Raw genomic sequence first — 15,329 nt, forward strand, 5'->3', positions numbered from 1 at the left:
CTCTAGGGGACGCGAGGGGCGTACGAGGTCAGCGTGGCGCGCGACGTGCCGCGTAACGACCGTCGCGCTCCTCGAGGATCAGCGGCATGTGGAACGTGATCGCGAGGTTCTGGGCGGTGAGGGTCTCGGCGATCGCCCCCTTGGCGGTGACCTTGCCGTCACGCAGCATCAGCACGTGGGTGAAGCCCGGGGGGACCTCCTCCACGTGGTGCGAGACCAGCACGAGCACCGGCGCCTCGGGGTCACGCGCGAGCTTGCCGAGGTTGGAGACGAGATCCTCGCGGCCACCGAGGTCGAGACCCGCGGCCGGCTCGTCGAGGAGCAGCAGCTCAGGATCGGTCATCAGCGCGCGCGAGATCAGGACGCGCTTGCGCTCGCCCTCGCTGAGCGTGCCGAAGGTCCGGTCGACGAGTCGCTCGACCCCCATCAGCCGCAGGATCAGCAGTGCGCGCGCCTCGTCGAACTCCTCGTACTCCTCGCGCCACCGGCCTGTCACCCCGTACGAAGCGGTGATAACGACGTCGAGGACCCGCTCGGACTTGGGGATGCGCTCGGCGACGGCGGCGCTCGTGTAGCCGATGCGCGGCCGCAGCTCGAAGACGTCGACCGCGCCGAGGATCTCCCCGAGGACGGTCACCGTCCCTTCGCTCGGATGCATCTGGGTCGACGCGAGCTGCATCAACGTGGTCTTGCCAGCGCCGTTGGGTCCGAGGAGGACCCAGCGTTCTCCCTCGCTCACGGTCCAGCTGACGTCGTCGAGCAAAGTGTGGGTGCCGCGTCGTACGGTGACGTCGGCGAGCTCGAGCACGGGCGCCATGCACTACTCCTGCACGTTGGGGTGGGCGCCCCCAACCTACGGCACCCCAAGGGCGACCGCCTGACGCGGGTTGTCCCTCGACGTCCTAGGCTCGTCGTCGTGCCCACGTTGTCCCGTTCCGCACGCTGGGTCTGCTGGTTCAACGCCTGGCTCGCGGGTGCCGCACCGCTCGAGACCGCCGTCGACGCCGTCCGCGCAGACGACGCGGCGCACCATGTCCTCGGCACGCCCAGCGGCGCGCCCGCCGACCCTCCGCCACCCGAGCCGCTCCTGCTCGCCTGGGGTGCGCTGCGCCGCGCCGGAGCGACCGGGGCGAGCCTTGCCCTCCCCGAGCCCGGCGACCCGTACGGTCTCGCGGGGCCGGCGGCGTTCACGGCCGCGGCGACCGACGCGGGCGAGGCGGTGATGGTCGACGGCACGGGCATCGGGCTGGTTCCGGAGGTGATCGGGAGCGGGGTCTTCTGGCACCGGTACGAGGCCAACCCCGCCCCCCACGGCACAGGGCTCGCCGAAGCGTCGCGCGACCTCCGGACCGAGCTGGCCGTCACCGCCGACGAGCTCCTCGACCTCGATGTCGCTCGCTGGCAGCCGGAGGTCCGCGAGGCGCTCTCAGGTATCCGCGACACCACCGAGCCGCTCCTCGCGCCGGGCTACGCACCACGTGCCGAGGAGCTCGCGGCCACCGCCCAGCGTTGCCTGGCCATCGCCGACCTCGCGACCGCGACCGAGTCCGGGGCCGTCACCGCGTGGGAGGTCGACGCCCGCGGTACGCACCTGCGCAGCCTCGCCCGAACGGCACGGCACGCGCTGGTCGCCGCCTGCAACGCCGGTCGGCCCCGATAACCTCGGAGCCGTGAACGAGCCCGTCCCCACCCCGACCGCACCGCTCGACGGCCCCACCGTCTCCGTGACACTGCTGGGGCGTGACCACGCTGGTGTGACCGCGCGGCTGTTCGAGGCGTTCGCGGCGTACGACGTCGAGGTGATCGACGTCGAGCAGATCGTGCTGCGCGGACGCCTCGTCCTCGCGGTGCTGCTCACGGCCCCGCTCGACCGCGCGGGGTTCGAGCGGACGCTCTCCGCCGTGGCCGACGAGCTCGGGATGGAGCTCGACCTCGCGTACGGGCAGGGCGACAACCGGGGCCGCCGGCGCGGGCGCAGCCACGTCACCGTCCTCGGCGCCCCCCTCCTGCCGGCGGCGTTCGCCGCGGTCACCGCACAGGTCGCTGCCGCCGGCGGCAACATCGACCGGATCGTCCGGATGGCGCGCTACCCCGTGACCGCGATCGACCTCGACGTCTCCGGCGCCGAGCCCGAGGCGCTCCGGCGCGCGCTGGCCCTCGAGGCGGCGCGCCAGAACGTCGACGTCGCCGTGCAGCCGCTCGGCATCCACCAGCACGCCCAGCGGCTGGTCGTCATGGACGTCGACTCCACGCTCATCCAGGGCGAGGTGATCGAGATGATCGCCGCGCACGCCGGGTACGAGGCGGAGGTCGCCGAGGTGACCGCGGCGGCGATGCGCGGCGAGCTCGACTTCGCGGACTCGCTCGCGCAGCGGGTCGCACTCCTCGAAGGAGTCGACGCCAGCGCGCTCGACCAGGTGTACGACGCGATCCAGCTCGCGCCCGGCGCCCGCACGATGATCCGTACGCTCAAGCGGCTCGGCTACCGCTTCGCGCTGGTCTCCGGTGGCTTCACGCAGATCATCGACAAGCTCGCCGCCGACCTCGGGATCGACTACTGGGCGGCCAACACGCTGGAGGTGGCCGACGGGAAGTTGACGGGCCGCGTCACGGGGCCCGTGGTCGACCGCGCGGGCAAGGCAGAGGCGCTGCGCCGGTTCGCCGACGCCTCCGGCATCTCGCTCGCCAACACGGTCGCGATCGGCGACGGCGCCAACGACCTCGACATGCTCGAGGCCGCAGGGCTCGGGATCGCGTTCAACGCCAAGCCCGCCGTACGGGATGCCGCTGACACCTCGTTGTCCGTCCCGTACCTCGACGCGATCGTCTTCCTCCTCGGCATCACCCGCGAGGAGGTCGAGGCGGCGGACGCCCTCGCCTGACCCGCAACCCCTCCCGGGACGTCATACGGATCGAGGGTCGGAACCCTCGATCCGTATGACGTCCCGGGGGTCAGCGGGGCGACGGGGCGAGGTAGTCCTCGAGCCGCATCGTCCGTGGATCGATGTCGAACCAGTCCCCGTCGTACGTCAGCACGGCGGCGGCCGACGTCGGGAAACCACGGTCGCCGTACGCCTTCCACGCGCCGTTGTGCGTCCCGTCGTGGAGCATCCAGACGAGGTCGCCCATCGACGGGTTGTGCCCGACGACGACGATCGTGCTTGGCTCGCCGTCGACGGCACGCACCTCTTGAAGGACCCGGTGCGCGCTGGCCTCGTACAGGCTCGGGGGGTACGCCACGTGGGCCGGTGCGAGGCCGAGCGACGCGTTGACCTCGTCGAACGTCTCGCGCGTCCGTACCGCCGGCGAGACGAGCGCGAGCGCGGTCCCGGTCACGAAGTCGGTGAGCTGCTCACCGCGGCGCCGGGCGTCGTCGTGACCGCGCCGCGTCAGCGCCCGGGCCAGGTCGGTGGACGCCGACCCCTCGGCCTTGGCGTGCCGGACCACGACCAGCTGCTTCACGGATTACTCGTCGTCCTCGAGGCGGAACCCGATCTTGAGGGTGACCTGGTAGTGATCGACCCGGTCTCCCTCGATGTGCCCGCGAATGCCCTCCACCTCGAACCAGTCCAGGTGACGCAGGGTCTTCGAGGCCCGCTCGATGCCGTTGGTGATCGCGTCGGAGACGCCCTCGGTCGAGGTGCCCACGATCTCGGTGATGCGGTACGTACGGTTCGTCATACTGCCCATCATGCCGCTGATCGACTGGCGTACCGTGGAGGGATGGAGGATCGCCATGCCGACCGTGTCAGCATCACCACGGCGCAGGTGGCCCGCAGCGAAGAGCTGAGGCACCGCCAGAACCGCTACCTGGTGTCGATGCTGATCCGTACGATCTGCTTCCTGCTCGCCGTCGTGGTCGACGGATGGGCTCGGTGGTTCTTCATCCTCGGCGCTCTCTTCCTGCCCTACGTCGCCGTCGTCTTCGCGAACACGGCGCGCCGCAAGCCCGTCGACCAGGCCGACGTGCTCCACCCCGAGCCGATCGGCGAGATCACGACCGGCCCGGTGACCAAGCCCGCCGACGAGACCGATGACCCTGACACAACGACAGGACCCCGGTGAACGACGAGACCCTGACCTGCTCCGCGAAGGGCTGCGAGAACCCCGCGAAGCACGCGCTCCTGTGGAACAACCCCAAGATCCACACGCCGGACCGGCGCAAGACGTGGCTCGCGTGCGACGCGCACGAGGAGTCGCTGCGCCAGTTCCTGTCGGCCCGTGGCTTCTGGAAGGAGACCCAGCCGGTCTCCTCCGACGTCGGCTGACGGTTCGCGCCGCCCGTCCCGCCCGCCGCTCGGCTAGCCGCCGATGGCCGACATCGGGCGGCTCGGCTGCAGGAACCCGACGTCGTCGATGCCGTGACCGGGAAGCTTCGTCCACATCGCGGCGCGCCAGCGGTCGGCGATCTCGTCGTCCGATGCTCCCCCGCGCAGCGCCGCCCGCAGGTCGGACTCCTCACGGGCGAAGAGGCAGTTGCGGACCTGCCCGTCGGCCGTCAGCCGGACCCGGTCGCAGTCGCCGCAGAACGGCCGCGTCACCGAGGCGATGATGCCGACCGTCGCGGGACCACCGTCCACGAGGAACTCCTCGGCCGGCGCCGAGCCTCGGTCTCGGTTCGCCGGTGTCAGCGTCATGTACGGGGCCAGCTTCTCGAAGATCTCGTCCGCCGTCACCATCGAGCTGCGGTCCCAGACGTGCTGGGCGTCCAGCGGCATCTGCTCGATGAACCGCAGACGGTAGCCCCGGTCGAGGCACCAGGCGAGCAGCTCAGGGGCCTGGTCGTCGTTGATGCCGCGCAGCAGCACCGCGTTGACCTTCACCGGGGCGATCCCCGCCTCCTGGGCGGCCTCGAGCCCGGCGACGACGTCGGCGTGCCGGTCACGACGGGTGATCTGCTCGAAGGTGTCCGGGCGGATCGTGTCGAGGCTGATGTTGACCCGGTCGAGCCCGGCCTCGGCCAGCGCTCCCGCGGTGTGCTTGAGCCCGAGACCGTTCGAGGTCAGCGACACCGTCGGCGTCGGGGAGAGCGCCTTGGTCGCGGTGACGATGCCCGCCAGCCCGCGTCGGAGCAAGGGCTCTCCGCCCGTGAACCGTACATCGGTCACACCGAGCCGCTCCACCGCGATCGTGACGAGCCGGACGACCTCGTCGTCGGTCAGCGTCTGCTCCGTCGGCATCCAGTCCAAGCCCTCAGCCGGCATGCAGTACTGGCAGCGCAGGTTGCAGCGGTCGGTGAGCGAGACGCGCAGATCAGTGGCCACCCGACCGTGGCGGTCGGCGAGCGTTGCTGCGGTCTGCGCGAGGGTCTCGGCAGTCATGACATCAGTCTAGGCACGCAGACCTCCGTCGGTGGCAGTGTGGAGCCGTTAGGTAACGTCGGGACGTGTACCGGTTCCTCCTGACCCGCCGCTGGCTCGCGTTCGCGCTGTTCGTGGTCCTGCTGGCCGGGGTCTGCACGTGGTTGGGGTTCTGGCAGTTCGGCCGCCTCGACGACAAGGTCGCACGCAACGACGTCACGCGGCAGAACGTGGAGTCGACGCCCGTCGCGCCTTCGAAGGTCGCGACCTCCGACATCGACGAGGCCGAGAGCAACGAGTGGCGCCAGGTCACGGTCACCGGCACGTACGACACCGCGAACAACCTCATCGTCAAGTACCAGACCCGTGACGAGGGCTCCGGAGTCGACATCGTCACTCCCCTCCGTACCGCTGACGGCACGGCCGTCCTCGTCGAGCGCGGCTGGCTCCCGTCTGCGAACCGGACCGGCGCGGACGTCGACGTCCCCACCCCGCCTTCCGGAGAGGTCACGGTGGTCGGCTGGTGGCGTGCCAACGACCACGTCCCCCTGTCCGCCACCCAGCCCGACGAGGCAGGCCAGGTGCGTGCCGTCTCGACGCTCGGGGTCGCACCGGCCCTCGACTATCCCCTGTACGAGGGCGGCTACCTGCTTCTCGAGGAGCAGGACCCGCCCAACGACGAGTTCATCCTTCCCGACGGGCCCGAGTATGGCCAGGGACCGCACTTCTTCTACGGCCTGCAGTGGTGGTTCTTCGGGGCACTCGGTGTCATCGGCTTCGGATGGTTCGCGTGGGCCGAGGCCCACCCGCGCGGTCCCCGCAAAGCGGGCCATGCCCGTCCCGGCCAACGCAGCGTTCCTGCCGCCCGCGCGGCCGCGGAGCGCGCCGCCGCCGCCCGAGCGGGCACGACCGGCTCACAGCGATCGGAGGGCGCCTCCGTCGACCGGGAGCATGACTCCGGTGACGTACGAAGCCGCAGGTGACAGCAGAAACGCTGCTGCCGCCCCGAACTCCTCTGGACGCCCGTACCGCCGCAGCGGGATCGACCGCTCCGAGGCCGCACGCGCAGCCTGAGGGTCGTCCGCCAGCGAGTCGAGGTGGCGGACGCGGTCGGTCTCGATCCGGCCCGGCAGCAGCCCGTTGACCCGTACGCCCCGGGGTCCGAGCTCGTCAGCCAGCTCCTTCGTGAGCATGGCCAGCCCTGGCCGCAGGCCGTTGCTGATCGACAGGCCGCCGATCGGTGTCCGTACCGACGACGAGAGCACGAGGGCGATCGCTCCGCCGTCGCCGAGGGCGGGAGCCAGCTCGCGGACGAGCCTCACCGCGCCCAGGAAGACCGACTCGAACGCGCCGCGCCACTGGTCGTCCGTCACGTCGGCGAGCGTGCCGCCCGGCGGACCACCGACGCTGACCAGCAGGCCGTCGAAGCGGCCGTAGCGCTCCGTCACCGCGCGCAGCACCTCGGCGGGCGTACCGGGATCGGCGTTGTCCGCGACCACGCCGGTCGCCCGCTCCGCCCCCAGCTGGGCGACCGCGACCTCGACGGCGTCGGCATCGCGCCCGGTGACCACCACCGACGCCCCCTGGTCGACGAGGCACTGCGCGCTGGCAAGCCCGAGCCCACGGCTCGCGCCGGTGAGGACGTACGCTCGTCCCTCCAGTCCGAGGCTCATCGGGCTCCCCCTGCGGCCGCGAGAACGGCCCGGAACCGGCCGTGCTGCGCGCGGCGCTCGGCCTTCGCCTGGGCCGCGAGGTCGAGACTGCCTGCCGACTGCAGCAGCGCCTTCGTGGCGCTCACCGCTCCGTGCGGGGCTGCGGTGAGGGCTGCGACGAGGTCAGCGAGCCGGGTGTCGAGCTCAGCGAGGGGTACGGTCTCCAGCGCGATCCCGAGGCGCGTGGCCTCCTCGGCAGGCACCCACCGGGCGGTCGCGCAGATCTCCAGCGCACGGGCGTACCCGACGGCCTCCACGAGCGGCTTGGTGCCGGTGAGATCGGGGACGAGCCCGAGCGCGGGCTCCTTCATGCAGAACTGGGCGTCGTCGGCGACGATCCGCAGGTCGCAGGCGAGCGCCAGCTGGAACCCGGCACCGACCGCATGGCCCTGGACGACGGCCACGGAGACGAACCGTGGGTCGCGCAACCAGGTGAAGCCCTCCTGGTACGAGGCGACCGTGGCGTCGAACTCCTCCACGCTGCCCGCGGCCATCTCGGGGAAGCCACGCTCGCCCTCGATGCCCTGCGGGCTCAGCATCGCGCGGTCGAGACCTGCGGAGAACGACGCGCCGCCCCCGCGCACGACGACCACCCTGACGTCGTCGCCGACCGCGGCACCGACCGCGGCGAGCGCGCGCCACATGGCTGGCGTCTGGGCGTTGCGGACATCAGGGCGGTTCAGGGTGACGGTGAGGACGGGACCGTCGACGGCGACGTCGAGCCCGGCGGCACCAAGCGACTCGGAAGAGGGATAGCTCATGAGGGTGAGGCTATCGAGCGAGGTGCGTCGGGGCCTCAGGCGAGGCTGATGAGCTCCTGGTAGTCGGCGGTCCAGAGGTCCTCGACGCCGTCGGGGAGGATGAGCACGCGGTCGGGCTGGAGCGCCTCGACCGCACCCTCGTCGTGGGTGACGAGCACGATCGCGCCTTGGTACGAACGGATCGCCCCCAGCACCTCCTCGCGCGACGCAGGGTCGAGGTTGTTGGTGGGCTCGTCGAGCAGGAGGACGTTCGCCTGGGAGACGATCAGCGTCGCCAACGCCAGGCGGGTCTTTTCGCCGCCGGAGAGGACCCGTGACGGCTTGTGCGCATCGTCGCCGCTGAAGAGGAAGGCGCCGAGCACGCTGCGCGCCTGCGTGTCGGTCAGCGAGGGCGCGGCCGACTGCATGTTCTCGAGGACCGAGCGTTCCAGGTCGAGCGTCTCGTGCTCCTGCGCGTAGTAGCCCAGCTTGAGCCCGTGACCAGGACGGATCTCGCCGGTGTCGGACGCGTCGAGGCCGCCGAGGATGCGCAGCAGCGTCGTCTTGCCGGCGCCGTTGAGCCCGAGGATCACGACGCGGCTGCCGCGGTCGATCGCGAGGTCCACGTCGGTGAAGATCTCCAGCGACCCGTACGACTTGGACAGGCCTTCGGCCATCAGCGGCGTCTTGCCGACCGGCGCCGGGGTCGGGAAGTCGATCTTGGCGACCCGGTCGGCCGCACGCTCACCCTCGAGCCCGGCCAGCATCTTCTCGGCACGGCGCGCCATGTTCTGGGCAGCGGTCGCCTTCGTGGCCTTGGCCCGCATCTTGTCGGCCTGCGCCATCAGGGTCGACGCCTTGCGCTCGGCGTTGGAGCGCTCGCGCTTGCGGCGGCGCTCGTCGGTCTCACGCTGCTCGAGGTACTTGCGCCACCCCATGTTGTAGACGTCGATCTCGGCACGGTTCGCGTCGAGGTGGAAAACCTTGGTGACGACGTCCTCGAGGAGCACGACGTCGTGGCTGATGATGACGACACCGCCCCTGTACGACATGAGGAAGTTGCGCAGCCACACGATCGAGTCGGCGTCGAGGTGGTTGGTCGGCTCGTCGAGAAGGAGCGTGTCGGCACCGAGGAAAAGGATGCGTGCCAGCTCGATCCGGCGCCGCTGGCCGCCCGAGAGCGTCTTCAGGGGCTGCTCGAGGATCCGGTCGGGCAGCCCCAGGCTGGCGGCGATCGTGGCGGCCTCGGACGCCGCGGCGTACCCGCCTCCGGCGTGCAGCTCGGCGTCGGCGCGCGCGTAGCGCCTCATCGCCTTGTCGCGGATCGCGTCGTCGTCGGAGCCCATCTCGATCTCCGAACGCCGCAGTGCCCGGTAGACCTCGTCGAGGCCGCGCGCGGACAGGATCCGGTCGCGGGCGCTCTGCTCAGGGTCGCCGGTGCGCGGGTCCTGCGGGAGGTAGCCGATGGTCCCGCGGCGGGTGATCGTCCCCGCGGTCGGGTCAGTGCCCTCGCCGGCGAGGATCTTCGTGAGCGTGGTCTTGCCCGCTCCGTTGCGCCCCACCAGACCGACCTTGTCGCCGTCGGCGACCTGGAACGTCGCCCCCGACATGAGGACGCGTGCGCCCACGCGCAGCTCGAGGTCGTGGACGCTGATCATGGCGGAGCTACTCCTGGGAGGTGGGAGAAAGGGAGAAGGAGACGTCGACGCCTCCGGAGGCCGAGATCTCGGCCACCAGCCAGTGTACGGAGTCGGGTCAGTCGGCCACGACGACGGACTCGATCACCACGGGCTCGACGGGCGCATCCATCTCACCGGTCTGCACCGCGGAGATCTCGTCGACGACCGCCTTGCTCGCGTCGTCGGCGACCTCGCCGAAGATCGTGTGCAGTCCGTCGAGGTGCGGGGTCTCGGCCGTCGTGATGAAGAACTGGGAGCCGTTGGTGTCCGGGCCCGCGTTGGCCATCGCCAGCAGATAGGGGCGATCGAACGTGAGGCTGTCGACGATCTCGTCCTCGAACTCGTAGCCGGGACCGCCCATGCCCGTGCCGAGCGGGTCGCCGCCCTGGATCATGAAGCCAGGGATCACACGGTGGAAGACGGTGTCGTCGTAGAGCGGCTCGTCCTTCTTGTCGCCCGACTCCGGGTCGGTCCACTCCTTGTCGCCGGTCGCGAGACCGACGAAGTTCGCGACGGTCTCAGGTGCCTCGTCAGGGAAGAGCGTCACGGTGATGTCACCGTGGTTGGTCGTGATCGTGGCCTGCGCGGCCGAGACGGACGCACCCGCGTCCTCGTCGTCGCCGCCGCAGCCGGTCACGAGGAGCAACACCGCCGCCATCGAGGCGATCCACCGCATGCGCACGAGAGGGCCCTTTCTCCAGGAGGTCGTAGGCACCGTACCGTGCCGGTCTCGACGGAACGGCACCGCACAGCACGGCGCGAGCCGGCGTTCGGTGGTCGAACGTCGGCTCGCGCGGGTGTGACGTCGGTGAGCTGGTCAGCCCTTGAGCGCGCTGGCGAGCTGCTCGTCGGTCTGCGCGAGCGCCTCGGCGGCCTTCGTGAGGTACTGGCTCATGCCGGTCAGACCCTCGATGGTCTGCTTGACGCCGGTGTTGAACTCCTCGTAGGACTCGTTGAATGCCTTGGAGGACTTGTCCGTGACGTAGCCGTCGGAGACGAGCTGGTCGACGAGCGACTTGAGCTTCGAGAGGGTGCCCTCGATCTCCGTCTGCCCGTCGGTGAGCTTTGTCGCCGCCGACTCCATCTCGGCGTAGGTGACGTTCATGTTCGCCATGCTGCGTTCCTCTCGTCGTGTGGGTGATCCGCGACCGCCGCTGTCGAAGGCCACCGGACCGAACCGAGGTATATGGTCCGCAAGCACTCTAGACGCGGCGAGGGTCAGCCCGGCAACCACGAACCCGCTCCGATCGGGCCGAACCACGGCGCAACTATCCTTGCGCGCATGCGTGTCGAGGTCACCGTGTCCAACCCCGCGACGGGCTCGTGGCGAGACGTCGTCGTCGAGGCCGACGACGCCACCCCGACCGGCGAGGTGCTCCGTCATCTGCTCGGCCACTCCCCCGTCGCGATGCCGGCTCCCGACACGGCCGACGTCATCTCGCTGGCCGCGCACCGCGACGGCCGCGCGCTCGGCGCGACGGTGTCGACACCACCCGCTCCGACGGTCTACTACCGCGGCGAGAGCGTCGACACCCAGGTCCCGGTCGCCGAGTCCGGTCTGAAGCACGGCGCCCTCCTCACCGTCGACAGCCCGAGTGCGCTGCAGCTGGACGAGCCCGATGGTCTGGCGGAGGTCCGGGTCGTCACGGGGCCGGGCGCAGGCGCCGTGCACCGTCTCTCGTTCGGCACGGCCACCGTCGGCTCGGAGCGTGGCTGCACGATCTGCCTGCCCGATCCCCGCATCCCGCCGTTGTGCGTGACCCTCGACGTCGACATGAGCGGGGCAGTGACCGTACGGGCGGCCGACGGCGCCTCGGACGTGCTCGCGGAGACCGTCGCCTCGGGCCGTGAAGCCCTGACGCTCGAACGCGAGCCGGTGACTACGGAGGCGACAGCGTGGGCGATCGGCGCCCAGCTGGTCCTGGGCAGCGTGATCCTCGAGCTCGAGGAGGTCACCGGTCCCGACGCCGCACTCGACGACAGCGCAGAGGCCGGCTGGCTCGACTACAACCGCCCGCCGCGTCTGCTGCCACCCGAGCGGCCGACGACGTTCCGGCTCCCGAGCCCGCCGAGCGAGGACGCGAAGCCGGGGCTGCCCTGGATGGTCATGCTGGCACCGGTGTTCCTCGGCGTCGGCCTCGCCGTGATGACCCAGCGCTGGTACATGCTCACGATGGCGATCTTCTCGCCGCTGATGATGCTCGCGTCGTGGGTGCAGTCCCGCAAGCAGGGCAAGCAGTCATACCGGCGCAAGCTCGCCGAGTACCGCGAGCGCAAGACCAGCACCGAGGCCGACATCGAGCAGGCGGTCGTCGACGAGCGGCTCGCCCGCCGCCTCGAGGCTCCCGACCCGGCGTTGACGATGCTCGTCGCCAACGGCCCACGAGCCCGGCTGTGGGAGCGCCGGACCACCGACCCCGACTACCTGACCGTACGACTGGGCGTCGGCGACCTGCCGTCCGAGGTGACCGTCGAGGATCCTGAACAGCTCGAGCACCGCCGCACCACGTTCCGTACGGCCTACGACGTCCCCATCGCCGTCTCGCTGCGCGAACGCGGCGTCGTCGGCATCGCCGGCCGCGACGACATCCCTCGCCAGGTGGCGAGCTGGGCCGTCGCGCAGCTCGCTGTCCTTCAGAGCCCGCGCGACACCCAGGTGTACGTCCTCACCGACGCGCAGGGCGCAGCGTCGTGGGAGTGGGTCCGCTGGCTCCCCCACGCGCGCCCGCAGTTCGGCCAGGACACCGTCGTCACGATCGGCAACGACACGGAGACCTGCGCACGCCGTATCGCCGAGCTCTCGGCGGCTCTCGCCGCCCGGCAGGCCGCGATGCGCAAGGGCGGCTCGGGCAAGAAGCTCGACGCACCCGACATCGTCGTCGTCATCGACGGGGCACGCCGCCTGCGCAGCCTGCCCGGTGTCGTCGCCCTGCTCAAGCAAGGACCGTCGGTCGGCATCTATGCGCTGTGCCTCGACGCCGACGAGCGCCTCCTCCCGGAGGAGGCCACCGCGGTCGTGCTCCAAGCTCCACACGGCCTCGCCCTCCGCCAGCAGCGGGTGACGATGGTCGACGCGATCATGCCCGACGTCGTCGGCCACCGCTGGCTGCACCGCGTCGCGCGGGCGCTCGCACCGCTGCGCGACATCTCCGGCGGCGACGACGACTCCGTCCTTCCCGCGGCCTGCCGCCTCACGGAGGTGATGTCCATCGAGCCTCCGACCCCGGACCTCGTCCGTGCTCGCTGGGCGGTCAGCCCACGCTCGACGGAGGCCGTGGTCGGGGTGTCCCTCGACGGCCCGTTCGCCATCGACATGCGCAAGGACGGGCCGCACGGTCTCGTCGCCGGTACGACCGGTGCCGGCAAGTCGGAGCTCCTCCAGACGATCGTCGCGTCACTCGCCGTCGCGAACCGTCCCGACGGCATGACGTTCGTGCTGGTCGACTACAAGGGTGGTGCCGCCTTCAAGGACTGCGTCGACCTCCCCCACACGGTCGGGATGGTCACCGACCTCGACACGCACCTCGTCGAGCGGGCGCTCATCTCGCTCGGTGCCGAGCTCACCCGGCGCGAGCACATCCTCGCCGCCGCCGGTGCGAAGGACATCGAGGACTACGTCGACCTCCAGGTCAAGCGCCCCGAGCTGGCGGCGATGCCCCGACTGCTCATCGTCATCGACGAGTTCGCCTCGCTCGCCCGCGAGCTGCCCGACTTCGTCACCGGCCTGGTCAACATCGCGCAGCGTGGCCGCTCGCTCGGGATCCACCTGATCCTCGCCACGCAGCGACCGTCCGGCGTCGTCTCGCCCGAGATCCGTGCCAACACGAACCTGCGGATCGCGCTGCGCGTCACCGACGGCTCCGAGAGCAGCGACGTCATCGACGCCCCGGAGGCCGGGAGCATCTCCAAGGCCACGCCCGGCCGCGCGTACGTCAGGCTCGGCGCCAACTCGCTCGTGCCGTTCCAGTCCGGTCGCGTCGGTGGTCGGCGTCCGGGCACCGTCAACACCGCGAGCGTCCCGTGGGTCAGCTCTCTCGGGCTCGCAGACCTCGCGCAGCCGATCCCGCTGCGACCGAAGGTCGCGGTGACCGACGACGCCGAGATCACCGATCTCACGGTGCTCGTCGAGGCCATCCGTACGGCCAACGACCAGCTGGGGCTGGAGCGCCAGCACAGCCCGTGGCTGCCCTCACTAGCGACCGACGTGCGGTTGTCCGACCTCCTGGGCGCGAGCCGCGCAGCAACCTCGCCCGCGCTGCCGCCCATCCCGTACGCCCGCGAGGACCACCCTGCCGAGCAGGACCAGCGTCCGGCCGTCATCGACTTCGCCTCGTTCTCGCACCTCGCGATCGTCGGCGGCCCGCGCAGCGGGCGGTCGCAGGCCCTGCGCACCATGGCCGCCGCGATCGCCTCGCTGGTGAGCCCCGCCGACGTCCACCTGTACGGGCTCGACTGCGGCAACGGTGCCCTCCTCCCGCTCGCCGACCTCCCGCACTGCGGGGCCGTGGTGCAGCGGACCCAGACCGATCGTGCGACGCGCCTGTTCACGCGGCTGCGCGCCGAGCTCGCGCGCCGCCAGGAGGTGCTGGCCGAGGGCGGGTTCGCCGACCTCACCGAGCAGCGGTCGTCGGTCGCACCGGACGAGCGGCTGCCGCACGTCGTCGTCATGCTCGACCGGTGGGAGGGGTTCCTCGGATCGCTCGCCGAGCTCGACGGCGGTACGCCTCTCGACCAGGTGCAGACGTTCCTCCGCGAGGGTGCCTCGGTCGGCATCCACCTCATCGTGACCGGCGACCGTCAGCTCGTGAACGTCCGGCTCGGCTCGCTATTCGAAGACAAGATCAGCCTGCGCCTGCCCGATCGCGCCGACTACTCGCTGCTCGGCCTGCAGCCGCGCAAGATGCCCGAGGAGATCCCCGAGGGTCGCGGCTTCCGCTCCGAAAGCGGCCTCGAGCTCCAGTTCGCATTGCTCGACGGCGAGCCCGGCGGACAAGCCCAGGCGGCCGCGCTGCGGGCGGTCGGCGCGTGGTCGCGTGAGCGTTGGTCGGACGTCCCCCGTGCGGCACGTCCGTTCCGCGTCGACGTGCTCCCGACCCGGATCGGCTTCGACGAGGCGTGGGACCTGCGGGCCGAGCCGTTCGCGCCGATGCCGTGGGGCCTGATCGGCGTGGGCGGCGACGAGCTCACCGCCCTCGGCCTGGACCTCGCCCGTACCCCGGCGGCGATCATCGCCGGTCCGGCACGCAGCGGGCGTTCCACCGCGCTGCTCTCGGTCGCCGAGTCGCTGCTGCGCGGCGGCGCGGAGGTTGTCGTCGCGGCTCCTCGGCCGTCGCCGCTGCGCGACCTGGCCGGACGCGCGGGCGTTCGCGCCGTGCTCACCGACGCCGACCTGCGGACCGACGAGCTCCAGCTGCTCATGGACGAGGGCGACGGACCGGTCGTGCTGATCGTCGATGACGGCGAGCTGCTCAAGGACGTCGACGCGAAGGACTACCTCAAGTCCGTCCTGCGGACCGGCGGTGACCGTGGGCGCGCGATCGTGCTCGGCGGTGACTCGGACGCGGTTGCGAGCGGGTTCAGCGGGTGGCAGGTCGACATGAAGGGCCGCCAGGGACTCCTCCTTGCCGCATCGAGCGTCACCGACGGCGAGCTCATCGGTGTCCGGATCCCGCGCAGCTCGATGGGCGCACCCACGACGCCCGGGCGCGTCATGGCCAACCTCGGCGACGGCGTCCTCCGTACGGTCCAGGTCCCGCAGGCAACTCCCTGAAGCCCGCAGGCGCGGGGCACGCACGCGGGCCGGGCCTTGGGCGCCTACCCGCCGACGCGGGCTGGCCGTGGACGCCCACTCACCGACGGCGAGCAGCCACCCTCGGCGGACGGCGTCCTCCGTACGGT

Annotated in this window: 15 protein-coding genes; 6 read left to right on the forward strand and 9 right to left on the reverse strand. The window is 71.2% G+C overall.

Going from position 1 to position 15,329, the window contains the following annotated elements; translation table 11 throughout:
• Positions 1 to 28: 28 nt before the first annotated feature.
• On the reverse strand, positions 29 to 817 hold the full coding sequence (locus tag HCT63_RS07700) for an ABC transporter ATP-binding protein (protein ID WP_167002902.1): 789 nt from the start codon (positions 815 to 817) through the stop codon (positions 29 to 31).
• 99 nt (positions 818 to 916) lie between these two features.
• On the opposite strand from HCT63_RS07700, the gene HCT63_RS07705 reads away from it, so the two are divergent.
• On the forward strand, positions 917 to 1,660 hold the full coding sequence (locus HCT63_RS07705) for a hypothetical protein (RefSeq protein WP_167002904.1): 744 nt from the start codon (positions 917 to 919) through the stop codon (positions 1,658 to 1,660).
• Positions 1,661 to 1,670: 10 nt separating this feature from the next.
• Positions 1,671 to 2,882: a phosphoserine phosphatase SerB gene (gene serB, locus HCT63_RS07710; RefSeq protein ID WP_167002906.1), complete on the forward strand. Its 1,212-nt coding sequence runs from the start codon at positions 1,671 to 1,673 to the stop codon at positions 2,880 to 2,882.
• A 70-nt stretch (positions 2,883 to 2,952) separates the two neighbouring features.
• On the opposite strand, the gene HCT63_RS07715 is transcribed toward serB, so the two are convergent.
• Positions 2,953 to 3,462, reverse strand: coding sequence for a histidine phosphatase family protein (locus tag HCT63_RS07715; protein ID WP_167002908.1), 510 nt, complete (start codon positions 3,460 to 3,462; stop codon positions 2,953 to 2,955).
• A 3-nt stretch (positions 3,463 to 3,465) separates the two neighbouring features.
• The gene (locus HCT63_RS07720; RefSeq protein ID WP_167002910.1) at positions 3,466 to 3,681 is read right to left on the reverse strand and encodes a dodecin; all 216 of its coding nucleotides are present in this window, start codon (positions 3,679 to 3,681) and stop codon (positions 3,466 to 3,468) included.
• Positions 3,682 to 3,723: 42 nt separating this feature from the next.
• Between HCT63_RS07720 and HCT63_RS07725 the strand changes: the two genes are divergently transcribed.
• Positions 3,724 to 4,065, forward strand: coding sequence for a DUF3099 domain-containing protein (locus HCT63_RS07725; protein ID WP_167002912.1), 342 nt, complete (start codon positions 3,724 to 3,726; stop codon positions 4,063 to 4,065).
• On the forward strand, positions 4,062 to 4,268 hold the full coding sequence (locus tag HCT63_RS07730) for an acetone carboxylase (RefSeq protein ID WP_167002914.1): 207 nt from the start codon (positions 4,062 to 4,064) through the stop codon (positions 4,266 to 4,268). The genes HCT63_RS07725 and HCT63_RS07730 overlap by 4 nt, the downstream gene beginning before the upstream one ends.
• 33 nt (positions 4,269 to 4,301) lie before the next feature.
• Here the strand turns inward: HCT63_RS07730 and moaA are convergent, their stop codons facing one another.
• Positions 4,302 to 5,321: a GTP 3',8-cyclase MoaA gene (gene moaA, locus HCT63_RS07735; RefSeq protein ID WP_167002916.1), complete on the reverse strand. Its 1,020-nt coding sequence runs from the start codon at positions 5,319 to 5,321 to the stop codon at positions 4,302 to 4,304.
• A gap of 65 nt (positions 5,322 to 5,386) precedes the next feature.
• Here moaA and HCT63_RS07740 point away from each other — a divergent pair, with 65 nt between their 5' ends.
• The gene (locus tag HCT63_RS07740; RefSeq protein ID WP_167002918.1) at positions 5,387 to 6,283 is read left to right on the forward strand and encodes an SURF1 family protein; all 897 of its coding nucleotides are present in this window, start codon (positions 5,387 to 5,389) and stop codon (positions 6,281 to 6,283) included.
• Here the strand turns inward: HCT63_RS07740 and HCT63_RS07745 are convergent.
• From HCT63_RS07745 to HCT63_RS07765, 5 genes are all read right to left on the reverse strand, one after another.
• The gene (locus HCT63_RS07745) at positions 6,215 to 6,973 is read right to left on the reverse strand and encodes an SDR family oxidoreductase (protein WP_167002920.1); all 759 of its coding nucleotides are present in this window, start codon (positions 6,971 to 6,973) and stop codon (positions 6,215 to 6,217) included. The genes HCT63_RS07740 and HCT63_RS07745 overlap by 69 nt on opposite strands.
• Entirely contained in the window at positions 6,970 to 7,773 is an 804-nt protein-coding gene (locus tag HCT63_RS07750; RefSeq protein WP_167002922.1) for an enoyl-CoA hydratase/isomerase family protein, read from the reverse strand. Before HCT63_RS07750 ends, HCT63_RS07745 begins: the two co-directional genes overlap by 4 nt.
• 35 nt (positions 7,774 to 7,808) lie before the next feature.
• Positions 7,809 to 9,410, reverse strand: coding sequence for an ABC-F family ATP-binding cassette domain-containing protein (locus tag HCT63_RS07755; protein WP_167002924.1), 1,602 nt, complete (start codon positions 9,408 to 9,410; stop codon positions 7,809 to 7,811).
• A 97-nt stretch (positions 9,411 to 9,507) separates the two neighbouring features.
• Positions 9,508 to 10,113 carry a peptidylprolyl isomerase gene (locus HCT63_RS07760; protein WP_279587729.1) on the reverse strand — a complete coding sequence of 202 codons (606 nt, stop codon included), beginning with the start codon at positions 10,111 to 10,113 and terminating at the stop codon, positions 9,508 to 9,510.
• Positions 10,114 to 10,248: 135 nt separating this feature from the next.
• Positions 10,249 to 10,545 carry a WXG100 family type VII secretion target gene (locus tag HCT63_RS07765; protein ID WP_167002926.1) on the reverse strand — a complete coding sequence of 99 codons (297 nt, stop codon included), beginning with the start codon at positions 10,543 to 10,545 and terminating at the stop codon, positions 10,249 to 10,251.
• A 168-nt stretch (positions 10,546 to 10,713) separates the two neighbouring features.
• Here HCT63_RS07765 and HCT63_RS07770 point away from each other — a divergent pair, with 168 nt between their 5' ends.
• The gene (locus HCT63_RS07770) at positions 10,714 to 15,201 is read left to right on the forward strand and encodes an FtsK/SpoIIIE domain-containing protein (protein WP_167002928.1); all 4,488 of its coding nucleotides are present in this window, start codon (positions 10,714 to 10,716) and stop codon (positions 15,199 to 15,201) included.
• Positions 15,202 to 15,329 lie beyond the last annotated feature (128 nt).

The sequence above is a fragment of the Mumia sp. ZJ430 genome, assembly GCF_011751845.1.
Lineage (GTDB): Bacteria > Actinomycetota > Actinomycetes > Propionibacteriales > Nocardioidaceae > Mumia.

Coding starts and splice junctions, on each gene's coding strand:
- HCT63_RS07700 (WP_167002902.1), bottom strand. CDS start 817: ATGGCGCCCGTGCTCGAGCTCGCCGACGTCACCGTACGACGCGGCACC.
- HCT63_RS07720 (WP_167002910.1), bottom strand. CDS start 3,681: ATGACGAACCGTACGTACCGCATCACCGAGATCGTGGGCACCTCGACC.
- HCT63_RS07725 (WP_167002912.1), top strand. CDS start 3,724: ATGGAGGATCGCCATGCCGACCGTGTCAGCATCACCACGGCGCAGGTG.
- moaA (WP_167002916.1), bottom strand. CDS start 5,321: ATGACTGCCGAGACCCTCGCGCAGACCGCAGCAACGCTCGCCGACCGC.
- HCT63_RS07745 (WP_167002920.1), bottom strand. CDS start 6,973: ATGAGCCTCGGACTGGAGGGACGAGCGTACGTCCTCACCGGCGCGAGC.
- HCT63_RS07750 (WP_167002922.1), bottom strand. CDS start 7,773: ATGAGCTATCCCTCTTCCGAGTCGCTTGGTGCCGCCGGGCTCGACGTC.
- HCT63_RS07755 (WP_167002924.1), bottom strand. CDS start 9,410: ATGATCAGCGTCCACGACCTCGAGCTGCGCGTGGGCGCACGCGTCCTC.
- HCT63_RS07765 (WP_167002926.1), bottom strand. CDS start 10,545: ATGGCGAACATGAACGTCACCTACGCCGAGATGGAGTCGGCGGCGACA.
- HCT63_RS07770 (WP_167002928.1), top strand. CDS start 10,714: ATGCGTGTCGAGGTCACCGTGTCCAACCCCGCGACGGGCTCGTGGCGA.